The organism is Empedobacter sp. GD03865 (assembly GCF_029840775.1).
GTDB lineage: Bacteria > Bacteroidota > Bacteroidia > Flavobacteriales > Weeksellaceae > Empedobacter > Empedobacter falsenii_B.
This window is the reverse complement of the sequence record NZ_JAOCDF010000011.1, coordinates 1-22,160: the sequence shown is the minus strand read 5'-3', so window position 1 is coordinate 22,160 and position 22,160 is coordinate 1. Positions and strand designations below refer to the sequence as shown.

The 22,160-nt window shown below is 28.5% G+C and carries 25 protein-coding genes; 18 read left to right on the top strand and 7 right to left on the bottom strand.

What is annotated here, in order from left to right:
* Positions 1 to 7 precede the first annotated feature (7 nt).
* A complete protein-coding gene (locus tag N5D46_RS06020) occupies positions 8 to 820 on the bottom strand; it encodes a glycogen/starch synthase (protein ID WP_280049454.1) in 813 nt (270 codons plus the stop codon).
* Between the two features lie 118 nt (positions 821 to 938).
* Between N5D46_RS06020 and panC the strand changes: the two genes are divergently transcribed.
* The 3 genes from panC (at position 939) to N5D46_RS06005 (ending at position 3,257) form a co-directional block, all read left to right on the top strand.
* A complete protein-coding gene (panC, locus tag N5D46_RS06015; protein ID WP_038336010.1) occupies positions 939 to 1,781 on the top strand; it encodes a pantoate--beta-alanine ligase in 843 nt (280 codons plus the stop codon).
* 85 nt (positions 1,782 to 1,866) lie between these two features.
* Complete coding sequence (panD, locus tag N5D46_RS06010) at positions 1,867 to 2,214, top strand: aspartate 1-decarboxylase (protein ID WP_038336011.1); 348 nt, start codon at positions 1,867 to 1,869, stop codon at positions 2,212 to 2,214.
* A 23-nt stretch (positions 2,215 to 2,237) separates the two neighbouring features.
* Positions 2,238 to 3,257: a lysylphosphatidylglycerol synthase transmembrane domain-containing protein gene (locus tag N5D46_RS06005; RefSeq protein ID WP_280035043.1), complete on the top strand. Its 1,020-nt coding sequence runs from the start codon at positions 2,238 to 2,240 to the stop codon at positions 3,255 to 3,257.
* A 157-nt stretch (positions 3,258 to 3,414) separates the two neighbouring features.
* Here N5D46_RS06005 and N5D46_RS06000 read toward each other — a convergent pair whose 3' ends face one another.
* From N5D46_RS06000 to N5D46_RS05990, 3 genes are read right to left on the bottom strand one after another with little or no spacing between them, the layout of a single operon-like run.
* Positions 3,415 to 4,191, bottom strand: a complete 777-nt coding sequence (locus N5D46_RS06000) for a hypothetical protein (protein ID WP_280049453.1) — start codon at positions 4,189 to 4,191, stop codon at positions 3,415 to 3,417.
* Entirely contained in the window at positions 4,184 to 4,972 is a 789-nt protein-coding gene (locus tag N5D46_RS05995; protein WP_280049452.1) for a hypothetical protein, read from the bottom strand. Before N5D46_RS05995 ends, N5D46_RS06000 begins: the two co-directional genes overlap by 8 nt.
* The gene (locus tag N5D46_RS05990; protein ID WP_280035038.1) at positions 4,965 to 5,774 is read right to left on the bottom strand and encodes a hypothetical protein; all 810 of its coding nucleotides are present in this window, start codon (positions 5,772 to 5,774) and stop codon (positions 4,965 to 4,967) included. Before N5D46_RS05990 ends, N5D46_RS05995 begins: the two co-directional genes overlap by 8 nt.
* A gap of 198 nt (positions 5,775 to 5,972) precedes the next feature.
* On the opposite strand from N5D46_RS05990, the gene radA reads away from it, so the two are divergent.
* The 4 genes from radA (at position 5,973) to N5D46_RS05970 (ending at position 8,737) form a co-directional block, all read left to right on the top strand.
* Positions 5,973 to 7,337: a DNA repair protein RadA gene (gene radA, locus N5D46_RS05985; RefSeq protein WP_125349136.1), complete on the top strand. Its 1,365-nt coding sequence runs from the start codon at positions 5,973 to 5,975 to the stop codon at positions 7,335 to 7,337.
* 71 nt (positions 7,338 to 7,408) lie between these two features.
* Entirely contained in the window at positions 7,409 to 7,786 is a 378-nt protein-coding gene (locus N5D46_RS05980; protein ID WP_125349135.1) for a CD225/dispanin family protein, read from the top strand.
* Positions 7,787 to 7,790: 4 nt separating this feature from the next.
* Positions 7,791 to 8,201 (top strand): DUF2752 domain-containing protein, encoded by a 411-nt coding sequence (locus N5D46_RS05975; protein ID WP_125349134.1) that lies wholly within the window; start codon positions 7,791 to 7,793, stop codon positions 8,199 to 8,201.
* Between the two features lie 5 nt (positions 8,202 to 8,206).
* The gene (locus N5D46_RS05970) at positions 8,207 to 8,737 is read left to right on the top strand and encodes a hypothetical protein (protein ID WP_125349133.1); all 531 of its coding nucleotides are present in this window, start codon (positions 8,207 to 8,209) and stop codon (positions 8,735 to 8,737) included.
* An 18-nt stretch (positions 8,738 to 8,755) separates the two neighbouring features.
* On the opposite strand, the gene N5D46_RS05965 is transcribed toward N5D46_RS05970, so the two are convergent.
* Complete coding sequence (locus N5D46_RS05965) at positions 8,756 to 10,513, bottom strand: Ig-like domain-containing protein (protein ID WP_280049451.1); 1,758 nt, start codon at positions 10,511 to 10,513, stop codon at positions 8,756 to 8,758.
* A gap of 27 nt (positions 10,514 to 10,540) precedes the next feature.
* A complete protein-coding gene (locus tag N5D46_RS05960) occupies positions 10,541 to 11,206 on the bottom strand; it encodes a hypothetical protein (RefSeq protein WP_280049450.1) in 666 nt (221 codons plus the stop codon).
* Positions 11,207 to 11,240: 34 nt separating this feature from the next.
* Between N5D46_RS05960 and queD the strand changes: the two genes are divergently transcribed.
* Positions 11,241 to 11,693: a 6-carboxytetrahydropterin synthase QueD gene (queD, locus tag N5D46_RS05955; protein ID WP_280049449.1), complete on the top strand. Its 453-nt coding sequence runs from the start codon at positions 11,241 to 11,243 to the stop codon at positions 11,691 to 11,693.
* A complete protein-coding gene (locus tag N5D46_RS05950; protein ID WP_280049448.1) occupies positions 11,669 to 12,496 on the top strand; it encodes a UDP-2,3-diacylglucosamine diphosphatase in 828 nt (275 codons plus the stop codon). The genes queD and N5D46_RS05950 overlap by 25 nt, the downstream gene beginning before the upstream one ends.
* Here N5D46_RS05950 and N5D46_RS05945 read toward each other — a convergent pair.
* A complete protein-coding gene (locus N5D46_RS05945) occupies positions 12,431 to 13,321 on the bottom strand; it encodes a DUF6427 family protein (RefSeq protein ID WP_280049447.1) in 891 nt (296 codons plus the stop codon). The genes N5D46_RS05950 and N5D46_RS05945 overlap by 66 nt on opposite strands.
* Positions 13,322 to 13,414: 93 nt before the next feature.
* Here N5D46_RS05945 and N5D46_RS05940 point away from each other — a divergent pair, with 93 nt between their 5' ends.
* From N5D46_RS05940 to N5D46_RS05900, 9 genes are all read left to right on the top strand, one after another.
* Positions 13,415 to 13,603, top strand: a complete 189-nt coding sequence (locus N5D46_RS05940; protein ID WP_125349128.1) for a hypothetical protein — start codon at positions 13,415 to 13,417, stop codon at positions 13,601 to 13,603.
* A 170-nt stretch (positions 13,604 to 13,773) separates the two neighbouring features.
* Positions 13,774 to 14,670, top strand: coding sequence for a hypothetical protein (locus tag N5D46_RS05935; RefSeq protein ID WP_280049446.1), 897 nt, complete (start codon positions 13,774 to 13,776; stop codon positions 14,668 to 14,670).
* 8 nt (positions 14,671 to 14,678) lie between these two features.
* Entirely contained in the window at positions 14,679 to 15,254 is a 576-nt protein-coding gene (locus N5D46_RS05930) for a hypothetical protein (protein WP_280049445.1), read from the top strand.
* Positions 15,255 to 15,270: 16 nt separating this feature from the next.
* Positions 15,271 to 16,500: a hypothetical protein gene (locus N5D46_RS05925; RefSeq protein WP_280049444.1), complete on the top strand. Its 1,230-nt coding sequence runs from the start codon at positions 15,271 to 15,273 to the stop codon at positions 16,498 to 16,500.
* Positions 16,493 to 17,887: an O-antigen ligase family protein gene (locus N5D46_RS05920; protein WP_280049443.1), complete on the top strand. Its 1,395-nt coding sequence runs from the start codon at positions 16,493 to 16,495 to the stop codon at positions 17,885 to 17,887. The genes N5D46_RS05925 and N5D46_RS05920 overlap by 8 nt, the downstream gene beginning before the upstream one ends.
* Positions 17,880 to 18,677: a glycosyltransferase gene (locus tag N5D46_RS05915; RefSeq protein ID WP_280049442.1), complete on the top strand. Its 798-nt coding sequence runs from the start codon at positions 17,880 to 17,882 to the stop codon at positions 18,675 to 18,677. The genes N5D46_RS05920 and N5D46_RS05915 overlap by 8 nt, the downstream gene beginning before the upstream one ends.
* On the top strand, positions 18,674 to 19,873 hold the full coding sequence (locus N5D46_RS05910) for an O-antigen ligase family protein (RefSeq protein ID WP_280049440.1): 1,200 nt from the start codon (positions 18,674 to 18,676) through the stop codon (positions 19,871 to 19,873). Before N5D46_RS05915 ends, N5D46_RS05910 begins: the two co-directional genes overlap by 4 nt.
* Before the next feature lie 69 nt (positions 19,874 to 19,942).
* Entirely contained in the window at positions 19,943 to 21,430 is a 1,488-nt protein-coding gene (locus N5D46_RS05905; protein ID WP_280049439.1) for a glycosyltransferase family 39 protein, read from the top strand.
* Positions 21,431 to 22,160: glycosyltransferase family 2 protein (locus N5D46_RS05900; protein ID WP_280049438.1), on the top strand; the 730-nt coding region annotated here is incomplete at its 3' end.

Sequence of the window (22,160 nt, the reverse complement as noted above, 5' to 3'; positions counted from 1 at the left end):
ACAGATTTTAATTAGAGTTCATTACTTCCTCAAGATAGAAGTTGTTGTAAACTTCTTTAGCTTGCTCTTTAGAACAATAGTCTAATAGAGGAATATTTTGTTGGTTGATATAGTTTTTCACATCTTCTGGAATCATCTCTTCCCCTTTCGCAACTGCATCTGCATATTGTAAAGAAGCTTGAATCATACCCAAATGTGTAGGTTTTTCTAAATATGTTTGTACATCAGCTTCTACTTTATCAAAAGCTAACTTTTTAACTAATTCGTTATCTAATTCTCCTTCAAATCCGTTGTCAAATAAAGAAACAACAACTTTTGCATCTTGAAAGAAAGGATCGTCAGAATAATATTTTTTTAGATACAATGGTACTAAACTAGACATCCAACCCATTACGTGAACAACATCTGGTTTCCAGTTTAATTTTTTTACTGTCTCTAAAACTCCTTTTGCGAAGAAAATAGAACGCTCGTCGTTATCAGAAAATAATCCATTAACTTCTCCATAAACTTCTTTACGCTTGAAATATTCTTCGTTATCGATAAAATACACTTGTAATCTTTCTCCTGGAACAGAAGCGACTTTAATGATTAAGGGTTGATCCAAATCATTAATAATCATGTTCATACCTGAAAGTCGTATTACTTCGTGTAATTGGTGTCTTCTTTCGTTAATTGCTCCAAATCTTGGCATAAAGATTCTTACATCTGCGCCACTACTTTGCATGATTTTTGGCAAATCTAATGCTTGTGAAGACATCGGATTTTCAGGAACGTAAGGTACCATTTCTGTTGTTACATACAATATGCGCTTTCCTTCCATAATTTCTACTCTCTTTTCCTAATGAATAATAAGGCACAAATTTACAAAAAAATGTTGATATATTATTTGCTTATAGTAGCTTTGCGAGATATTAGTTTTTTTTTAACAAATCAGTGTTATGGTTATATTTAACGAAAAGGAAAAATTAACTCCCGCAATCGTCGAGTTAAAAAACCAAAACAAAACCATTGGCTTTATCCCTACAATGGGCGCTTTACACGAAGGTCACATGTCTTTGGTCAAAGCTTCTAAAGCTCAAAACGACTACACAATCGTCAGCATTTTTGTCAATCCGACACAATTTAATAATGCAGAAGATTTAGCAAAATATCCTCGAACTGAGGAAAATGATAAAGAATTGTTAATGAAAAATGGCTGTGATTTTGTCTATATGCCTACTGTTGAAGATTTATATGAAACAAATGAAGGTGCAAAACATTACGATTTTGGTACAATAGACCAAGTGATGGAAGGCACTTCTCGCCCTGGACATTTTGATGGAGTAGCTACAATTGTTTGCAAATTATTCAAAGCAGTTCAACCAACAAGAGCATATTTTGGAGAGAAAGATTTTCAGCAAATTCGTATCATTCAAGAAATGGTAAAACAAGAAAATTTAGATGTCGAAATTGTTCCAATGCCAATTCATAGAGCAGATTCTGGTTTAGCATTTAGTTCAAGAAATGCACGTTTATCAACGCAACAAACTTCGGATGCCCCTCAAATTTATTCAATTTTATCGCAAGCTGTAACGCTAAAAAATGAAGGAAAAGATGTTGCTGAAGTAAAAGCTTTCGTCGAAAATGAATTCAAAAATTCACCCTTCGAATTAGAATATTTTGAAATAACAGATGAAGAAACCTTGTTGTCTATCGAACATTTTTCTGAGGCCTATAATATTCGTGGATTTGTCGTTGCCTATGCAGGTGATGTACGTTTAATCGATAATATTCAGTTTTAATTAAATATAATAAATTTCTCAAATCAATAGAAAAATATTGAAACAGGTTTTGAAATTTATAAGTTCAGTGTAACTTTGCAAGATTATGATGGTAGAAGTTTTTCACTCTAAGATACATAGAGTTAAGGTAACAGACGCAAAATTAAACTACATCGGAAGTATTACAATCGACGAAGATTTGATAGATGCTGCCAATATGGTTGTGGGTCAGAAAGTACAAATCGTGGTACAAGAGAATGGCGAACGATTTGAAACTTATATTATAAAAGGTAAACGTGGAAGTGGCGAAATCTGTCTGAATGGACCTGCAGCGCGTAAAGTACAAGTTGGTGACACAGTTATCATCATTACGTATGCGATGATGGAGTTTGAGGAAGCCAAAACATACGAACCAACAATTGTTTTCCCTAACGAGAACAATCGTTTAGATTAAGAAATTAATTTTCAACAATTTATATGAAGAGTAAGATCAAACAATCGCTCTTCTTAATCACTGCTTCATTGTTAGCCGTATTTTTTGTCGTGGTAACAGTGAAGCAAATTGATTTCGAACGAGTTGCAAAAGTTTTAAAACAAACCAATTATTTTTGGATTTTTGCATCTATGGCAATCAGTATTCTCACGTATTGGATACGCGCCGCTCGTTGGAATCTTCTTCTAAAGCCAATGGGCTACAACACACAAACCTCATCTGGTTTTTGGGCAATTGCATTTGCATATTTTATGAATTTGACCATTCCTCGAAGTGGCGAAGTGGCTCGTGCAACAAGTTTCTATAAAATGGAAAAAGTCCCGTTTGAGAAATCTTTCGGAACAGTAGTTTTAGAGCGTGTAATTGACGTTTTATTTTTGGGATTATTTTTCGGTTTAACACTTATTTTCAATTATGAAACATTCATCAAATTTGTAGAATTAGGAAACAAAGAAAAAGCACATCAACCAACAGCAGAACCTTCTTTCTTAAAATACTACATCACAATTGGAGTTCTTGTTTTAGGAATTGGATTAATCGCTATTTTCTGGAAAAAAATTAGTCAATTAAAGTTTTTTGAAAAAATCAAAACCTTTCTATTTGGACTTTGGGAAGGTATAAAATCAATCTCGAAATTAGAAAAAAGAGGCTTATTCATTTTTTATTCTTTCGCACTTTGGATTTGTTATTTCCTAATGACTTTCCTTGTTTTCTTTGCTTTTCCAGACACCAAAAATTTTGGTATACCAGAAGGTTTATTTCTATTGATTGCAGGATCTTTGGGAATGATTTTGCCTGTTTCGGGAGGTTTGGCTTATCCGTATATTATGTCGATTGCATTTTCGGCCGTTTATTTAGCAAAAGGCGGAGATCAGCACGAAGGACGAGCAATTGGCGATTATTTTGGGTTAATTCTTTATATAGCTCAAGTTGTATCGATGATTAGTTTTGGATTGATTGCTATTTACAAAATCGCACGAATTCGACGAGATTCTACACAATAATCTCATACCTCCAAAACTACGATTCCAAAGCTTTACCATTTTATTGATTTCCCAAGGATTTATTCTATAACTTATTTTCATAATTAGAAAGAAAATAATATTAACAAACAATACAAAAAGTACTTCCATAGCTAATAAGTTTTATTAAATATACATTTTATTTCTTTATCATTTCCAAATATTTAGGCGCTTGTTCCTCTAAAATTTCTGTGATTTTATCGTATTTATTTTCTTTTACAAGTTTTTCTAATTCAAAATTCGCATAACAATATCGCACATAATCGGTGACTTTATTTTCGGGAATATTCAATGTTTCGATGAAATAATTTATGGTGAAATAATTCTCTAAATCTATGATTTTATCTACCTTTTTGAAATATTCATTTTGTTTTTTATCTTTCTTCTTTTGTCCAGAAATAGTTGCTATCCAATTCGACGGATCCAACAATCCATTATTATTAATTGTAGAAGTCATGTTAGGATTTATCTTTCGGAAACGCAAATTTGGATTAAAACCCAAGTTCAAATTATCATACAATTCATCTACTTTTCCGTGTTCTAACTTGATGTTATTCTTAAAATTTCTGTCCAACGTATTAATTCGCGCTTCAGCAAGTTCAATCGTTTCAATATTCAAATGAATCGTCAGCATTCCTTTTACTAAAATATCCGATGTAATTTTGATTTTTCGTTCGATATAAAAATCATGTGTAATCACCAATTCATCTCCCACAGAAGCTTTAATTGAAAACATTCCGCTCGCATTTGTAAACGTTTTCGCATTCGTCGATTCGTTTGTCACCAAAATATTGTCTACCGCATCTTGCCCAGCAATTCCATCATCAATCACTACTTTTCCAGTAATCAAGGTTGTTTGCGCAAATGTAAAAACGCTCAACAAATTCAATAATATAATGTAATTTATTCTACTCATTTTTCTTCATTTTTGCTAAATAAATCGGCGCTTGTTCTTCAATTATAAAAAGAATTTCATCAAAATTATTATCTCGCAACAATTTCGGAAAATCAAAATTTGAATAACAATAATCTAAAAACTCGTTTATTTTTCCTTCTGGAATTTTCAAATCATTCACAAAATAATATGTCGTAAAAAATTTATGCAACGCCGATAATTGATCTTCTTTCACAACTTTTATTGGACCTGGATTTTTCATTCGTTTTTTTGGGTTTTTGAACAAATCAAATACCCCTTTTAGATTAACTCCTCCAACCTGTTTAATCGTTCTATTGACTCTTTCTTCATCATGTTTAAGATTCAGTTCCGCTTTAAATTCTAGAGAAGTAAAACCCGCTTCATCATTCAATTTTTCTTGAAATGATTTTTCTTTTCCCAAATTTTTGAGCGAATTTTTATCTAATTTCGAGATATTCGCTTCTTTCAATTCAATCACTTCAATATTTACATGAATCGTCACAAAACCTTTTGTAATCATAGTTTCCGAAACTTTCAATCTTCTTTCTTCAATTCCCGTATGTTTGATTATCAATTCATCATTCAAGTTCACATTGATCGAAAATAAGCCAACATTATTCGTTTTTGTTTTGGCTTTTGTCGTTAAATTTTCAATCGAAGTTCCTTCCAAATCAATAACCTCTTCTGCATCATCCACAATAATTTTTCCTGTGATTAAAGTGCTTTGTGCTTGAAGATAAGTTGATGAAATGATGAATAAAAAGAATAAAATTTTACTCATGTTCGATTGTTTTTTGGTTGATAGTAGAAAGATAATTTGGTGCTTGTTCTTCGAAAATTAAAGTGATTTTATCATAATTATTTGCTTTAAAAAGTGGTTCTAACTTAAACTCAACAAAGCAATAATGAATAAAATCAAGAATATTTCCTTTCGGAATTTTCAAATCATGTGCAAAATAATATTCGGTGAAATAATCTTTGAGCTGAATGATTTTATCGTATTTATCAAGGTTTTTCTTTTTCAGAAAATGTTTATACGTCTGCACTTCTTTGTCCGAATATTGCTCTATCAAACCCATCACATTTTCATAACGAATGGGAACTCTTAATTTTCGAAGATATTCCGAAGCAAAATAGGCTTTCACCATATCATTTTTAAATTCTTCATTAATACCTAAACTTTTATTGATTTTTTCGCTTTGCGTTTCTTCTTTGCTAATATTTTCTTTCCAATTCTTTTTAAGCGGTTTTATTTTCGTTTCGGATAATTCTATCACTTCAACATTTAGATGAACGTCTATAAAACCTTTTCTAATCATTGATTCAGAAATCTTAAGCTGACGTTCTTCAATTCCAATTTGTTTAAAAAGTAAAACATCGTTTGGCTGAACTCGAATCGAAAAAAGACCTTTTTCATTTGATTTTGTTCGTGCATTTGACGTTAAATTTTCGATTACAAAATCATCAAGATTAACGATTTCATCCGCATTATCTACCATAATTTTCCCCGAAATTAAAGTCGATTGTGCATTGACAGAAATACAAAAAATATAAAAAAAGCTAAGAAATAAAGTTCTTTTCATTGGCATTTTAAAATATGATTAAAAATAATCGAGAAAATAATTGAAAATCAATATTTAACTCAACTTTATCTAAAGTTGATAATTTGTTAAAAAAGTAAATTATTGTTAACGTTTTTTGATTATTGTATTAAAATTTTTCACACTTATAACTCCATATCTTGTCGCGATAAAACATTATTTTTGTCTAAATTTGAAGCTATGGCTAAAACAAAAACTACATATTTCTGCCAAAACTGTGGCACGCAAACCGCGCAATGGATGGGACAATGCAAAAGTTGTGGCGAATGGAATACCATTGTTGAAGAAATTGTAGACAAAGGCGACGAAAAAAAATCGTGGAAAGATAAATCGGACAAAAAAGAGAAAACGTTTGCCCTGAATATTCGCGAAATAAATCCATTAGGAGAAATAAGAATTTCAACGAAAAACCAAGAATTAGATAGGGTTTTAGGAGGCGGAATTGTTCCTGGATCAGTGATTTTGGTTGGTGGAGAACCTGGTGTTGGAAAATCGACATTGATGTTGCAAGTTGCCTTAAAGTTAGATACGATTAAAATCTTATATGTATCTGGAGAAGAATCTGTTTCGCAAGTAAAACTTCGTGCTGAACGAATCGGAATTGAATCGGATCAATGTTTTATTTTACCCGAAACTAATACGCAAAAAATATTTGCTCACGCCAAAGAAATTCAACCTCAATTGATTGTTGTCGATTCTGTACAAACGCTTCAAACCACTTATGTAGAGTCTTCTCCAGGAAGTATTTCGCAAATTCGAGAAACAACTTTTGAGCTAATTCAGTACGCAAAAGAAACCAACACACCGATTATTTTAATTGGACATATTACGAAAGAAGGTGTAATTGCTGGACCAAAAATTTTGGAACATATGGTAGATGTTGTGTTGCAATTTGAAGGCGATCGCAACCATATTTACCGAATTTTACGTGCAAACAAAAACCGTTTTGGCTCGACTGCAGAAATCGGAATTTATGAAATGCAAGGAGCGGGTTTGCGTGAAGTCACAAATCCGTCAGAAGTATTAATTACCAAAAAAGATGAATTACTAAGCGGAAATGCAATTGCAGCAACTTTGGAAGGTGTTCGCCCGATGTTGATTGAAATTCAAGCTTTAGTTTCTACTGCTGTTTATGGAACTCCACAACGTACTGCGACTGGTTTTGATGCCAAGCGATTGAATATGTTGCTGGCTGTTTTAGAAAAACGCGCTGGTTTCCGATTGAATATGAAAGATGTTTTCTTGAATATTACAGGCGGAATTCGAGTGGATGATCCTGCGATTGATTTAGCTGTTATTGCAGCAATTCTTTCATCAAGCGAAGATTCTGCTGTTCCAGACAATTGTTGTTTTGCAGGAGAAGTTGGTTTAAGTGGAGAAATAAGAGCAGTGAATCGTGTTGAACAACGCATTACAGAAGCTGAAAAACTAGGTTTTGATGCAATTTTTGTTTCAAAATACAATAAAATAAAAGATACAGATTTTGGAATTAGAATCGTCAGAATATCAAAAGTAGAAGATTTATATCGAATGTTATTTCAATAGAATATTAAATATTTTATTAAATTTATTTAAACATTTTTTCTATTTTTATTCGAAACTAAAAAAACATTATTATGGATTATTCTAGCCAATCTAATCAAGATTTTAATCAACCACAACAATCTTCTTTTGAAGAAATTAAACCAAAACCAGAAAACAACCTTGTTTTAGCAATCATCGGAACTATTTTAGGTCTTTGTTCTCCTTGTTGTATCGGTACTATTGTGGGTATTATCGCGATTGTTTTTGCAAATCAAGTGAATACAAAACACAATATTGGTGATTCTACAGGAGCTGAACAAGCAGCTAAAAATTCTAAAATATTAGCTTACGTTGCAATTGGCTTAGGTGTAATTGGTGTTATTATAAATGTTGTGATATTAATTACAGGAGGTATGGATGCTTATATGGAGCAATATAAAAGTATTTTAGAAAGCTCTAACGGAAATTAATCATATGATAAAACGGATTTTGGTTTATGGACTATCAACACTTTTACCCATTTTGGTAATTGTCTATTTTTATAGTTATTACAGCAACCAAAGTCCGTTTTCTATCAAATGTATGTTTCATGAAATAACAGGTTTATGGTGTCCTGGCTGTGGCGGTCAACGTGCTTTTTCCTTACTTGTTCACGGACATTTTTTACAATCGTTACGATACAATCTTATTTTGCCTTTTGCACTTTACATTTGTGTACAATTGTATTATGCTATTATTGAAAATATTTTTTTAGGCAAACCAATGTCAGGCAAATTACATCTTCCCGAAAGTTTTGCTAGAAATTTCTTAATCTTCCTTTTGGTTTATTCTATTTTGAGAAACATTCCTCTTTCACCTTTTATATATTTGGCACCAGAAAGTTAGAAAATATGGGATTAGATACTGTTGAATTAATCATGGAATTTGAAAATCATTTCAATATTCGTTTTAAAGATGAAGATATTCAGCAAATAAGTCGAGTTGAGGAAATTTCAAACCTAATTTGTCAAATGATTGATATTACTTCCGAAAACAAAGAAGAATTTAATTCACTTTATGCTTTATTTCAGGATTATTTTGGAAATCATATTCAACTAGCAGATAAAATATCAAATTACTTACAAATAAATAACTTTCAAGATTTAAGCAATTTTTTAAATCTAAAAATTAAAAATTATTCTAATATTTTAAAATATATTTTCTTAGATTATCATTTTATTAAATGGGAAGAACTTACTGTTGAAGAGTTTATCAATGCAATTTTAATTACAAATTGTAAACATCTTTTTGATAACAATACACCTAAAACTCAATATCAAGTTTATTTAATTGTAGGAAGTATTATTTTGGACAGAATAGGTTGTCCAGTTTATGACATACAACCATACGCAAGTATTACGAGAAATTTGCGAATTGACTAAATTAAAAAAATCAGAGAACTATTCCTCTGATTTCTTATTTGCTGTTCGTGGATTTTGACGCTCCTCGCCTTCTTTCAATTCTCCTCGACGTATTCTATTTTTGTCCGAATCTTTGTCATCATTTGGTAAAGAAACTGGTTGATTTGCCTCTCCTAAAACCCAAGTTTCGGTCGCATCCCACATCGCTCTAATTTTAATTGGCTCTGGATACAAATAAATTGGTTCGGGCTGTTTACCTGATAAATAATCGCCAGTATCCCATTTTCCATTTTCGTTTTCATCAACCAATAAACGGAACAAATATTCTCCTGGCTCAATAAAATTGAACTCAAAATAGTTTTTATTTGCTGGATTATAAATTTCTTCAATTACTGTAAAATCTTTATCAGTCTTTAAAAACTGTAAAATAAATGGTTTTGATGGTGTATTTTGAAGCGTTAATTTTAAATGTCCAAAATCTCCACGCGTTCCCATTTTTATAGGATAAGCAAGTGTATCATTCTTCTCTCCTAACACGTCTGTCAACGCATTTGGATAGATATTAACTTCAAATTTTTCATCTAAATTTTTCTCAAAAGCAAAATTCAAATTCTGAGCATTCACTGTATCGATCGAAACTTTGAATGGAATGGAAACCGTATCCTTAAACACATAAATTTTAGATAAATCCAATGATTTTATTGGTGCATTTGCCTGAATTTTAAACGGTTTATTTGGTGCTAATTTTTGATCATTTATTGCTTTAAATTCTAATTTTCGTTCAGTATTCGATTTTGAGTATAATGCACTTACTTCATCAATTTGATCTTTATGTTGAACCTTGAAGTTCAATTTTGCACTTCTTCCTACAATTGTATCCACTTTTGGATTGAACCAAAAATTAATCGAATCTTGTTTTGGAAACTTCTGAATATAAGCCGTTTTAAATTCTTTCCCAACCGGCGCTATCGTAACATCATCCGTTGCGCCAGTCGTTTTAAAAACAATTAAACCTTCTTGTTTAAAACTCGCTTCAGGTTTACGATAAGCTGGTTTTTGATTGAATAAATTCAAGTTGATTTGTTGATTCGCATTCAGCTCAATTGGTTCGTTATGAAAAGCCAAACGCTCTTTTCCATAATCGTACATCACATTTTCTACCTTATCCTCAAAAGCAATTAATTTATACTTACCCGAAGCCAAATAATTTAATTGATATTCTCCTTTATCATTGGCTCTCGCAATGTAATATGGTTTCTTTTGCAGAATGATACTGTCTTTGTATGTACTATCTACTTTATATAGCCCGACCAATATCTTTTCTGGTAATTTGAAATCATAAGACGAATTTACACGACCTGTTACCTTCAACGAATCGATAAAACTACCTGTCGAAAAAACATATTGAAAGTTTGATAACTTATTATTTTCGTTAAAATCTTGAATCGCATCTCCAAAATTGAAACTATACGTCGTATTTGGTAACAAGGGTTCTTGAAATTTAATCGAAATATATTTCTTCGCTAAAGCTTGCGGCGTCACAATTGGGGGAATCTGAAACGATGGCGAAACAACCACATTTTTGCTGTATTCTTTCAGAAGAATGTACTCATCAAAGTTGATTGTAGCCTCTTGCAAATTAAGATCTACATTCGTAGCCAATGTATCTGGATCAGCTTTTAGGAAAACTGGCGGAGTTTCATCTTTAGGTCCTCCCGTTGGTGAACCTTGTCTTGCACAAGAAATAACCGTCAAAATGGTTAACATCAAAAGCGAAAAACGTGTCGTCTTATTCATGGGCGCAAGTTAAGAAAAAGCTTGTTATTAAGCACAAGCAATGGTAATTACACTTATCTTAAAATTTTCTGAAAGATTAAACTTTTTTATTGCCGATGCAATTGTTGCACCAGTTGTTAAGACATCATCAATCAAAATATAATGTCCAGGTTTAAGATTTGGATTGATTTCAAACGCATCTTTCAAGTTATCCAATCGGTGTTTTTTGTCTTCATTTACTTGAGATGAATTGTATTTAGTTCGGATTAATCCATCCGAAAAATAATTTATCTGGTTGATTTCTGCCAACGTTCGTGCAAAATTTTCTACTTGATTGTAGCCTCTTGTTTTCAATCGTTTTGAATGCAATGGAATCGGAATAATTCCGTCATAATGACTCAAATCAAACTTAATCATCTGCGCTAAATCAATTCCAATTTCTGGACGATTCCTGTATTTCATTTCATGCAAAATGGCTTGCGTGGTATTATGATGTTTAAATTCTAACAAAGAAAATGCATTTTCGACCTCGCAAAAATTTCTCAATTTATCATAAGCACGATTATTTTGATCGAAATTAAAATGCGTAAAAACGAGTTTGGTTGAGCACGAAACACACAGAAATTGCGAAGGTTGAATAACGTCTTGACAATCCAAACAACGCATCGGAAAAAATAAATCAGCCAAAGAATTTACGATTGTTTTGATTTCCATTACCTTTGCAAATTAAAGTTTAGTACTAAATTTAATGAAAATCATTCGACTTACAAAAGCTTTTACGTTCGAAACTGCACATGCTTTGCATGGTTATGACGGAAAGTGTAAAAATATACATGGACATTCGTACAAATTATTTGTAACTGTGAAAGGAACACCTTCTGAAGACACAACCGATGTGAAACTTGGAATGGTGATGGATTTTGGGGATTTGAAAAAAATTGTGAACAAAGAAATTGTTAATCTTTTTGATCACGCTATTTTATTGAACGAAAATTCACCTCACAAAATATTAGGTGAAAAATTATTAGCAGAAGGACACAATGTTGTTTTTACAGATTATCAACCGTCTGCTGAAAACATGATTTTGTGGATTGTGGATAAAATCAAACCTCTTTTACCAACGAATATCGATTTGGTTGCTTTGAAATTACACGAAACTGAAAATTCTTATGCAGAATGGTTAGCGGAGGACAACCAATAAACATTCAGTTAGAAGCTGGTAAAAAAGCCTATTTTTCTTCGGATCATCACTTTGGTGCTCCGAATGAAAAAGATAGTTTGGTGCGCGAAAAATTGTTTGTAAAATGGCTTGACGAAATAAAAGACGATTGCGGTGTTTTATTTTTGATTGGCGATTTATTCGATTTTTGGTTCGAATATAAACACGTTGTTCCGAAAGGATTTGTGCGTGTTTTAGGAAAATTAGCCGAAATTTCTGATCGTGGAATTCCTATTTATTTCTTTGTTGGAAACCATGATTTATGGATGAAAGATTATTTGGAAGAACAAATCAATGCGATTGTTTTCCGAGATAAGCAGGATTTTATCATCAATGGAAAAGAATTTTTTATTGTTCACGGTGATGGAAAAGGTCCTGGTGATAAAGGCTACAAACGCATGAAAAAGGTTTTTACAAACAAAGTTTGTCAATTTCTTTTTTATCTACTTCATCCGGATTTGGCAATGTGGTTGGGAATTACAGCTTCGCGAAAAAATAAAATGATTTCGGGTGATGAAGATGTTAATTTCTTAGGCGTTGACAACGAATGGTTAATCATGTATAGCCGCAAGCAATTGCATCGAAAATACTACGATTATCTAGTTTACGGACATCGACATTTACCAATGGAAATTGCGATAGGCAAAGCACGTCACATCAATCTTGGCGATTGGATTAACTACTTTACTTATGGTGCTTTTGATGGAAAAGAATTCGAATTAAAAACTTACCTCCGTAATCAAGGAGAAGAATCTCGGGATTCTATCATAAAAATTATAAATTAGCAAGCAAATCATAAAAACCCAAAGAAATGCCTCTTTTAGCCATTCTATTTTGGGTTTGCTTTCGCTAAAGTATCTTGTCAACATCAACATAATGCTAAAACCTAAAAAAGCAAGATAAGCATCGTTATTTCCTCCGTAAAGAATATACGTAATCAGCATTGTTCCAAACATAAAATGCATCAACAAAAAGATACGTTTCTTTTGTGCTGTCAATTTATTCACATTCTTGAAATGATTGATAATTGAATAAATTAGAATAATTGCAATTGGAACTAAAAACAATTGTTTCCATTCGAAATGTACCATTGTAAACATTAATTGTTCTTTATAAAAATCGAACATAAAGTAATAATCGAGCAGAAAACTAACTTGAGCAACGATTAATATTGGAAGAATAAATCCTAAGAAAGCAAGAATTGGAATTTTAGGTTCTACCACTCTTAAAGTTAAAAAATAAGCAAAAACAACGATTCCTAAGAAAATAAGTGGTGGACTTAATAAAATTGCAAAACTCATAAAAACGCCTATATCAAATGCATTGTACGTATCGTTTTTTTCGGACTCAAAATAGAGTAATTGCACTGTTACATAAGTCACAAGCAACAAACTTCCTGCAATTCGATAATCGGATAAACCTTCAATAAAAGGCATGATCCATAAAATATAGACAAAAGTTGGATAGGAAGAAGTCGAAATTAAATCATTCGTATTGTCGATATACCCTACAAAAGCAATCGTCAAAATCGTCAGGACTACGCCCAATTTTTCTAAATTACTCAGATCAATACTGTTAAAATTCGTTGCTCCAAGCAATGTAAACAGCACAATGATAAAAATCTGTATAAAAAAATTCCTTTTGTCAAGTAGATTAACCAACATTTTATTAACTTTGATGCAAATTAAGCAATAAACTAGAATATGGGAGTTATAACTGATTTATTTTTTGCGATTGGTGATATTTTCAAATGGACTTTTGAAAACTTATTATCTCCAATTGGTGTTATCTTTGGATGGTTATTTACATTCATCGGATGCGCATTGATGGGATGGTGGTTATATAAAATCGCTAGCTTTGGAACCGAAAATGAAAAAAGATACGAAAGATAATTTATCTTATATTGTATAAAATATATTTTCGAAGTAATTCGAAAAACCTCTTATAAGTTTATAAGAGGTTTTTTTATAATTATTATTGTAAAAATGAAATAAAAAATCAATATTTTCGTTGTCATCTAAAAAAAGATGTAAAATCTAAATTCTTTTTATAAAACTAACTCATGAATTCACAATCTTCAGAAATTGAAATTGGAGCTTTATTTAAAAATTTCCTACAAAAATTTAGAACTTTTTTACAAAAAAACTTTCTATTTATTATCTTATTAGCTGCTTTAGGTTTAATAGTTGCTTATTTTATAAACCCAATATTAAAAAACTATGAAAGTAAAGTAATTGTAACTCCAAATTATGGTAGTGTAGATTATTTATACAATGAGATTGAATTAATCAATTCTAAAATTTCTGATAAAGACACTGTCTTTCTTAATAAAATTGGTATTACCCCTAATATCAATAAAATAGAGATAAAACCTATTACTAATATCTATCAGTTTGCTGGCGAGAGCGAAAGTAATTTTGATTTACTTAAACTTTTTGCTGAAGATGGCGATATTAATAAAGTAGCTGATGACGAAAAAACAAGTAAAAATTATAAAACACATCAAATTATTCTAACGACAAAAAAATCATCCATACAAACATCAAATATTGATAAATTATTAAAATTTCTTAATAAAAATGAATATTATAATCAAGTTCGTTTAATAAGAATAGAAAATGAAAAACAACGTTTAGGAATAAATGATGGTACTATTAAACAAATAGATGCTGTTTTTTCAAAAGTTGAAAACTCAACAAAATCAGAAGCAAGTAAAAATTTGGTTTATGTCAATGATAATAATCAACTTAATGATTTATTAATAACAAAAAGAGAACTTATAAAAGAAAACGAATATATTAAATTAAACGAATTGTTGTCTACAAATATCATAAAGAAAATCAGTGAATCTCTCAATGTACAAGCAGAAACAAAGGGAAATTTATTGAAGATAATTTTACCAATTCTATTTATAGGTATATTTTTATTCATTAGATTAATATTTACTAAACAAAAATAATTTTATTCATGAAAAATTTAACTTTATTATTATTCTGTTCCTTTATTATTTTCCAAAGTTGTGGAGAGGATAAAAAGCCAAGAACTAAAGATGGTCAAACTATTTCAAATGTATCAAACGATAAAGATAGAATAACTAATTCTAATACAGGGTTAGTTCTTACAATAAACGCTGACTTCAATAAAAGTGATGAGCTAATCGTTTTTTGGAAAGATAAAAGTATAGGCTGGTTTACAGAAGAGAAAACAATTTATGCAGGTTCTTCTGATGTTGAAGGTCACCAAAATATAGAATTTAAATTTCCTGAAAATGTAATTCCTACTGACTTACGTTTAGATATTAGTAGTAATAAAGATCAAAAAGAAATTAAAATAAATTTTATTAAAATTGCTGATCAAGGTCGAGAATTTTACATTTTTGGCGATGAGTTAACAAAGTATTTTCAACCAAATGAATTTATTAATTACAACGATTCAAATAATAAATTAAGTTTAAGTTCGAAGGGGGAAAATTATGATCCTTTTTTAACAACAACTCACAATTTTATCCTTGAATTACAAAAAGTTTTAAATACCGCTTTCTAATTGCGTAATTAAAAAAATGATTAAGTTTAATTATTTTAAAAATTTATTAAAAACACACTCATCTCTATTAATAATTATTTTAGGAGCTGGGTGTTTCTTTATTTCTAATATCATATTTAAAACAGTATTAAATGATATTAACTATGGAATATATTCATTAATAGTAACATATTTTTCCTTAATATATGTCTATGGTATACTAGGTTTCGAGCAAGTTTTTTTAAGATATTCATTTGTAACAAAAAAAGGAATAATACAGACACCTAGAATCAATTTAATAATAATTATTTTAGTCTCATTATTAACTAGCATATTATACTACACAGTATTCAACTCATTTTATCTAAAATCTTATTCTAATATTTTACTCTATTTTGCATCCTATTGTTTAATTATTAGCATGCCTATTTTTAGTATTCTAAGGTTAAAAGGACTATTTGAAATTGCTCAATTAATAGCAAATTATTGGAAATTTATACTTTTAATAATTAGTATTTATTTTTTGTTTTTTAAAATAGACTCTATAGTATCATTAATTAATATATTATGTTTTTTAATAATAGGATGTACTGCTATTATTATTTTAAATACTATAAAGCAATTTAAATTTTGTTATACTTCATCTATTAATAAAAAAACTATACTTAAATCGTTTTTATTTTTCTTTATTTCTATTACATCCTTTTCTATAATAACTTTTGGAGACAGATTTATAATTGAACAAAAAAATGGATTAGAAGCTGTTGGAATATATTTCTTCTTAAGCAATTTTTTAATTGCTCCTTATGGAATTTTACAAAATTATATAGGTTTTAAACAATTAGTCAAATATAAGGAAGGCATCGAGTTGAATACTCTTTTCAAAAATGTTTATTTATCCCTGTTGCTAGGTGTTATACTCGGTTCTTTTTTATTGATGATAATATTTTTCATTGAAGAGTTTAATATTTTGACATTTAAGTTTTTCAAATACAAATATGAAATGTTTCTTTTAATTATTTTAGGAATAACAAGATTATACTCAGCGGTTATAAGTCCTGCATTTGAAGTTTCTACAAATTTAAAGATGTTAAAATACTTCAATATAATATTGATTATTAGCACAATATTGATCATTACAACTTTAATTTTCTTAAATAGTGTATCAATCAACATTGTTTTATTATCATTAATATTCTTATGGTTTATACGAACATTTGCCCAACATTTACTTATTTTAAAAAACAAAGCATTTTACAATGAATAATTTGGAGAGATTATATTTAGTGATATTTTCTATAGGATTGTTCCTATTTTCTTTTAATCAAATAGAAATATTTCCTTTTCTTGGAGAATATACAAGAGAAATTGGTGCTCATTTTTTTATTTTAGGAGGTTTTCTAATGTTATTAGAAGTAATAAAAACAGGAAAATTAAATATTCCTGTCAATAGTACCTTTTATAGGTTATTAATATTATTTTTTTTTATAGCAATTATTTGCTCATTAATTAATATCGATAATATTTATAATAGTTATTTCAAAAAAACAAGTGGCCTGAATAGATTAATAAGACAATTATTTGCTTTATCAATACCTTTCTTTATTTTCATTCCTTTTTTTTGGAGAGTTATTTCAAATTGGTCTGTAAAAAAAGTTTTTATAACCATCCGTAGAATTTTTTTCTGTTCGTTATTATTTTCTTCTTTATATGGTTTCTTTGAAATTCTATATTCATATTTTGGTATATATCCTGCAAGATTAATAACTGACTTTATAGGTTATGTTATCCCTTTTATTAAACCAGTTTATCATAGCGGGGGTAGAATATCAACTTTTGCTTATGAACCTCCTTTTTATGCTATATATTTAATTACTATATCTGGCTGGATGTTCAGCTATGTATTAACGGAAAATAATTTAATAAAAAAAATTTCCCCTTCTATTTTAGTATTAATTCTTACATTCTTTTCGGGATCAAGAACAGGCCTTCTTGTTGTATTTTCTATATTTATTTTATTTATTTTATATCTGTATAAAAATAACATCTATCGTAAACAACTAAGTATTTTATTTTTTAGTTCATTAATAACTGTTTTATCTCTTTTGACATTTAATGCCGAAAAAATAATTTATTCCATTAATGAAAAAATAGAACGTCTAGATTTCGTTAGTAACCTCAAAACTGATGTTTCCAATAAAACAAGATTTGGAATGCAATATGCATCTTTACAAGTATTTAAGGAAAATCCTATTTTTGGAGTAGGTTTTGGGCAACAAGCTTACTATTCAAGATTTCATTATCCTAGATGGTCTACAGTTAACAATTGGGAATTTAAAGAACTATACAATAATAAAAAAGAACCTTCATTCCCTCCTGGATATAATATTTATACAAGAATTTTAGCAGAAATGGGTATTTTAGGCTTTATTTGTTGGTTATCAATAATTATTTATAGTTTGCATTTATGCTACAGATTTTTGAAGTCAAATAATTTTCATACCCGAGTTTTATCTATTTCTATTTCTATTTCTCTAATAGGCTTATATATTAATTGGTTACAAATTGATACTTTTAGAGTTTATGGTGTTTGGTTAAATTTTGTAATACTAATATACTTACAACAAAAAATTAATTATCAAAAGAATGAATAAAAATTTATTAATCATTCCACATTATAATAATCCTCAAGGGTTAATTAATTCAATCAAATCGATAGGTCAAAATGAAAAATTAGATGTCTTGATTATCGATGATGGTAGTAATCAGCAGAATATACAAGAAACTAAAGTTTTAAATTCTAAAAAATTCAAAGGTGATATACATTTTCAATATTGTATAAGAAACAGAGGCATTGAATATGTTCTAAATGATGCAATAGACTATGCTCTAGAAAAAAAATATAAATATATTTCTAGACTAGATTGTGGTGATTTATGTGTTGAAAACCGTTTTAAAATACAAGAAGAATTTCTTAATAAGAATAACGATTATGCTTTAGTAGGTAGTTATGTAAAAGCAGTCGATGAAAATAAAAATTTTCTTTTTAACATTAAACCTGCTATAATTGATAAAGAAATTAGAAAAGAAATGAAATCTAAATGTTCTTTCATTCATCCAAGTGTAATGTTCAAAGCTGATATTATAAAAGAAGTAGGAAAGTATCCTACAGATTATAAGGCTGCAGAAGATTTTGCTTTTTTTACTAATATTTTAAAGAAATACAAGGGGAAAAACATTGATCAAGTTTTAGTAATTATTGAAATTAATACTAAAGGAATTTCTATACAAAATAGAAATAGACAAATAAAAAGTAAAGTTAGAATTCTTAAAGAGAATTTTACTTTTTCATATGTTTCCATATTAGGTTTATTAAAAAGCTATATTCTTTTATATACTCCAAATCGTTTTGTGATTTTTTTAAAAAAAATAATTTTAAAATGATAAAAACTATAAAAATTTTTAATTCATATTCATTAGTATGTTTAGTGCTCATTCTTCCATTTTCATCAGCATTAAGTAACCTTCTTTTTGCTATTTTTTGTGCTACTTCAATAATCGAATATTTTTTAAATAATGAATCTTACAAATCAAATAATATTCTTTATATTTTTATTTTTTTTCTATTTTACATCTCAATAATAGGTTTATTTCAAGGATCATATGACGCAAATAAAAGTTTATGGAAATTTTTACCAATTCTATTAATCGGAAGTCTATTAATCTATACAAAGAAGGATCTTCCTATCAATAGAATTGAAAAAATATCTATAATAAGTTGTGCCTTTTATGTATTGATCTGTGTAATAAGAACATCTTTATTTTATTATAAAAATAGTTTTATTCCTTTTGCAAATGAAGGAGAAATGGTGCATATTCTGAAAATTCATCGACCTTACTTAGGTTTTTATGTACTTTTAAATATTCTATTATGTTTTAAATTTACTCTGAATTCTTTTCAAAAAAGATTAAAAATAATTTATAGTATTATTATACTCTTCATGTTTGCTTTTTTAGTTTTAATTTCTGCAAGATTATCTATTATTAGCTTTATAATTATTACCCTTATCTACATTATCTTTTATTTAAATTTAAATTTTGTAAATAAGTCTATAATAGGAGCTTTAGCTACATTAGGTTTAACTTTTCTCGTGCTCTCTAATCCGAATGTAAAAGAAAGACTTAATTATGATAATTTAGAAATCTTAATTGATCAAGAACCTCGATTTGTAATTTGGAAAAGTGTATATAATATTAAAAATAATCAAGACTTTAACAATATTATTGGATATGGAAATTATCAATTAATAGAAGATTATTTAGTCATTAATTATGAGCAAATAATTAATAAAAAAGAAAAAAAAGATTACTTTATAAATGAAAAATTTAATACTCACTCTCAATTTTATGATTATTTATTATTTGGAGGATATATAGCCCTCTTTATTTTCACAACTTTTTGTATAATGTCTCTATTAATAACTAAAGGTAACTTTATTTCATTCAGTATAATTGTTTCTTTTATTTTATTTTTTTCGGTTGAAAATGTATTTCATAGACAACTAGGTTGTTATTTATTTATAATTTACTATATCATATCCTTAAAGAGAATAAATACACTTAGTATCAACAATATTTAATAACTATACGAGTTTATTACTTATATTATTTATAAAATCAAATTATTAGAATTAATTCACTTTACAATTATGGATATTAAAATATCTTGGAAACACTTTTTATTACTTTTATTTATAATACTTCCTATAACTTTAATTAACATTAATAAAGATCCTATTTTTCTTTGGGATGAAGGAAGAAATTCTTTAAATGCATTAGAAATGTATTACAACAATAATTTTATTGTAACACACTATAACGGAGAACCTGATATGTGGAATACTAAGCCTCCATTATTAATATGGTTACAAACTTTCTTTATGTATTTAGTTGGAGTTAATGAACTCGCAATTCGTATTCCTACAATAATAAGTGCTTTATTAACTTGCATCCTATTATATGTATTTTCAAAAAAAATTTTAAATAATGAATGGATATCTATCTTTGTTAGTACTGTATTAATTACTACCAATGGTTATATAGCTATACATGGAGCTCGAACAGGAGATTATGATACTTTATTAACTCTTTTCGTAACAATATCTTCGTTAAGTATTTTTCTATTTACTGAAACAAAACAAAATAAATGGTTATACATTTTTTTTGTTTCTTTAAGTTTATCTGTTCTAACAAAAGGTATTGCTGGACTTTTGTTTACTCCTGCTTATTTAATATTAATAATATTTACAAAGCAATTATTCAAATTATTAAAGAACAAGCATTTTTATTACGCAATTTTTATTTTCTTATTTATAGTCATATCATATTATTCAATAAGAGAGATTCTTAATCCTGGATATATAAAAGCTGTATATGAAAATGAACTTGGAGGAAGGTTAAACACTACACTTGATGGTTTAGAAGAAAAAAACACTTTTTATTATTTTGAGAATTTATTTAATGATGTAGATCGCTTTAAAAATTGGATTTATTTTTTGCCTATTTGTTTTATTATATCATTATTTAATCCCAATAAAAAAATTTTAAAACTCTCTCTATATATAGCTTCATTAATTATAATACACTATCTAGTTTTAACAAAAGCTTCTACAAAGTATGAATGGTATGATACACCTTGGTTTCCATTATTTTCATTAATTATTGGTTTAGGAGTATATACAATATATGTGTATTTAAACAACAAGAGGTTTGAAAAAATATTGATGTATTCATTAGTGTTATCTTGTTTTACAATTAGTTCTTTTTCATATTATAATATATATAATAAAATTACATCTAATCAAGATGAGTATCAACGAAATATGAATCTTTTATCTCTTTTTTTTCAAGAAGTTAGATATGGGGAAAGAATTATTGATAATAATTTATTTTATTGTGCAGATATTCCTCAATACAATGCTATGTTTTATATCAATCAATTAAACAAAGATTATAATTTCAATATAAAACTTAAGGATTGGAACTCTTTAATTCCTGGAGATATTGTTGTTGTTGGACAATCTGGAGAAATCAAAAGCAATATTGAAAATAAATATTCTACTGAAATCTTAGAAGACAATCAAACAGATTGGCAACATTGGGGAATAAAAATATACAAAATAATAAATATAAAATAAATGAAACTATCAATAATTGTTCCTATTTATAACGAAGAAAAGATAATACCTGAATTACACAGAAGGATAATCAAATCAGCCGAAGTAATAACAGATGATTATGAAATTATTTTTGTGAATGATGGAAGTAAGGATAATTCAATCTTTCAGTTACAATCAATAGCTAGTAGTCATAAAAAATCTTTTTATATTAATTTTAGTAGAAACTTTGGACATCAGATTGCAGTAAGTGCAGGATTAGATAATTGTAAAGGTGATGCTGTAGTAATTATTGATGGAGACCTACAAGATCCTCCCGAATTAATTCCAGAGCTTTATAAAAAACATAAAGAAGGTTTCGAGGTAGTTTACGCTAAGAGAGAAAATAGAGAAGGTGAAAGTTTATTTAAAAAAATATCAGCGAAATTTTTTTATCGTACATTAAGCTCGTTAACTTCTATAGATATTCCTTTAGATACAGGTGACTTTAGACTTATTGATAAAAAAATTGTCGAATGTTTAAAACAAATGCCTGAAAAAAATAAATTCTTAAGAGGACAAATATCTTGGATTGGATTTAATCAAACTGCTGTATATTTTAACCGAGATAAAAGAAAATATGGAAAATCAGGATATCCATTAAGTAAAATGTTAAGTTTTGCTATAGATGGTATTACTAGTTTTTCAGATAAACCTTTAACATTTGTTACTAGAACTGGAATTTTTTTATCTTTTTTTTCTTTACTTATTA

Bases quoted from the DNA above. Each gene is read 5' to 3' on its own strand.
- N5D46_RS05925 (WP_280049444.1), top strand. From the start codon at position 15,271: ATGATTAAGTTTAATTATTTTAAAAATTTATTAAAAACACACTCATCT.
- N5D46_RS05910 (WP_280049440.1), top strand. From the start codon at position 18,674: ATGATAAAAACTATAAAAATTTTTAATTCATATTCATTAGTATGTTTA.
- N5D46_RS06005 (WP_280035043.1), top strand. From the start codon at position 2,238: ATGAAGAGTAAGATCAAACAATCGCTCTTCTTAATCACTGCTTCATTG.
- N5D46_RS05940 (WP_125349128.1), top strand. From the start codon at position 13,415: ATGGGAGTTATAACTGATTTATTTTTTGCGATTGGTGATATTTTCAAA.
- N5D46_RS05965 (WP_280049451.1), bottom strand. From the start codon at position 10,513: ATGAATAAGACGACACGTTTTTCGCTTTTGATGTTAACCATTTTGACG.
- N5D46_RS05970 (WP_125349133.1), top strand. From the start codon at position 8,207: ATGGGATTAGATACTGTTGAATTAATCATGGAATTTGAAAATCATTTC.
- N5D46_RS05990 (WP_280035038.1), bottom strand. From the start codon at position 5,774: ATGAAAAGAACTTTATTTCTTAGCTTTTTTTATATTTTTTGTATTTCT.
- N5D46_RS05980 (WP_125349135.1), top strand. From the start codon at position 7,409: ATGGATTATTCTAGCCAATCTAATCAAGATTTTAATCAACCACAACAA.
- N5D46_RS05935 (WP_280049446.1), top strand. From the start codon at position 13,774: ATGAATTCACAATCTTCAGAAATTGAAATTGGAGCTTTATTTAAAAAT.
- N5D46_RS05950 (WP_280049448.1), top strand. From the start codon at position 11,669: ATGGTTAGCGGAGGACAACCAATAAACATTCAGTTAGAAGCTGGTAAA.
- queD (WP_280049449.1), top strand. From the start codon at position 11,241: ATGAAAATCATTCGACTTACAAAAGCTTTTACGTTCGAAACTGCACAT.
- N5D46_RS05930 (WP_280049445.1), top strand. From the start codon at position 14,679: ATGAAAAATTTAACTTTATTATTATTCTGTTCCTTTATTATTTTCCAA.
- N5D46_RS06000 (WP_280049453.1), bottom strand. From the start codon at position 4,191: ATGAGTAGAATAAATTACATTATATTATTGAATTTGTTGAGCGTTTTT.
- N5D46_RS05995 (WP_280049452.1), bottom strand. From the start codon at position 4,972: ATGAGTAAAATTTTATTCTTTTTATTCATCATTTCATCAACTTATCTT.
- N5D46_RS05975 (WP_125349134.1), top strand. From the start codon at position 7,791: ATGATAAAACGGATTTTGGTTTATGGACTATCAACACTTTTACCCATT.
- N5D46_RS05915 (WP_280049442.1), top strand. From the start codon at position 17,880: ATGAATAAAAATTTATTAATCATTCCACATTATAATAATCCTCAAGGG.
- panC (WP_038336010.1), top strand. From the start codon at position 939: ATGGTTATATTTAACGAAAAGGAAAAATTAACTCCCGCAATCGTCGAG.
- N5D46_RS05905 (WP_280049439.1), top strand. From the start codon at position 19,943: ATGGATATTAAAATATCTTGGAAACACTTTTTATTACTTTTATTTATA.
- N5D46_RS05920 (WP_280049443.1), top strand. From the start codon at position 16,493: ATGAATAATTTGGAGAGATTATATTTAGTGATATTTTCTATAGGATTG.
- N5D46_RS06020 (WP_280049454.1), bottom strand. From the start codon at position 820: ATGGAAGGAAAGCGCATATTGTATGTAACAACAGAAATGGTACCTTAC.
- panD (WP_038336011.1), top strand. From the start codon at position 1,867: ATGATGGTAGAAGTTTTTCACTCTAAGATACATAGAGTTAAGGTAACA.
- N5D46_RS05960 (WP_280049450.1), bottom strand. From the start codon at position 11,206: ATGGAAATCAAAACAATCGTAAATTCTTTGGCTGATTTATTTTTTCCG.
- radA (WP_125349136.1), top strand. From the start codon at position 5,973: ATGGCTAAAACAAAAACTACATATTTCTGCCAAAACTGTGGCACGCAA.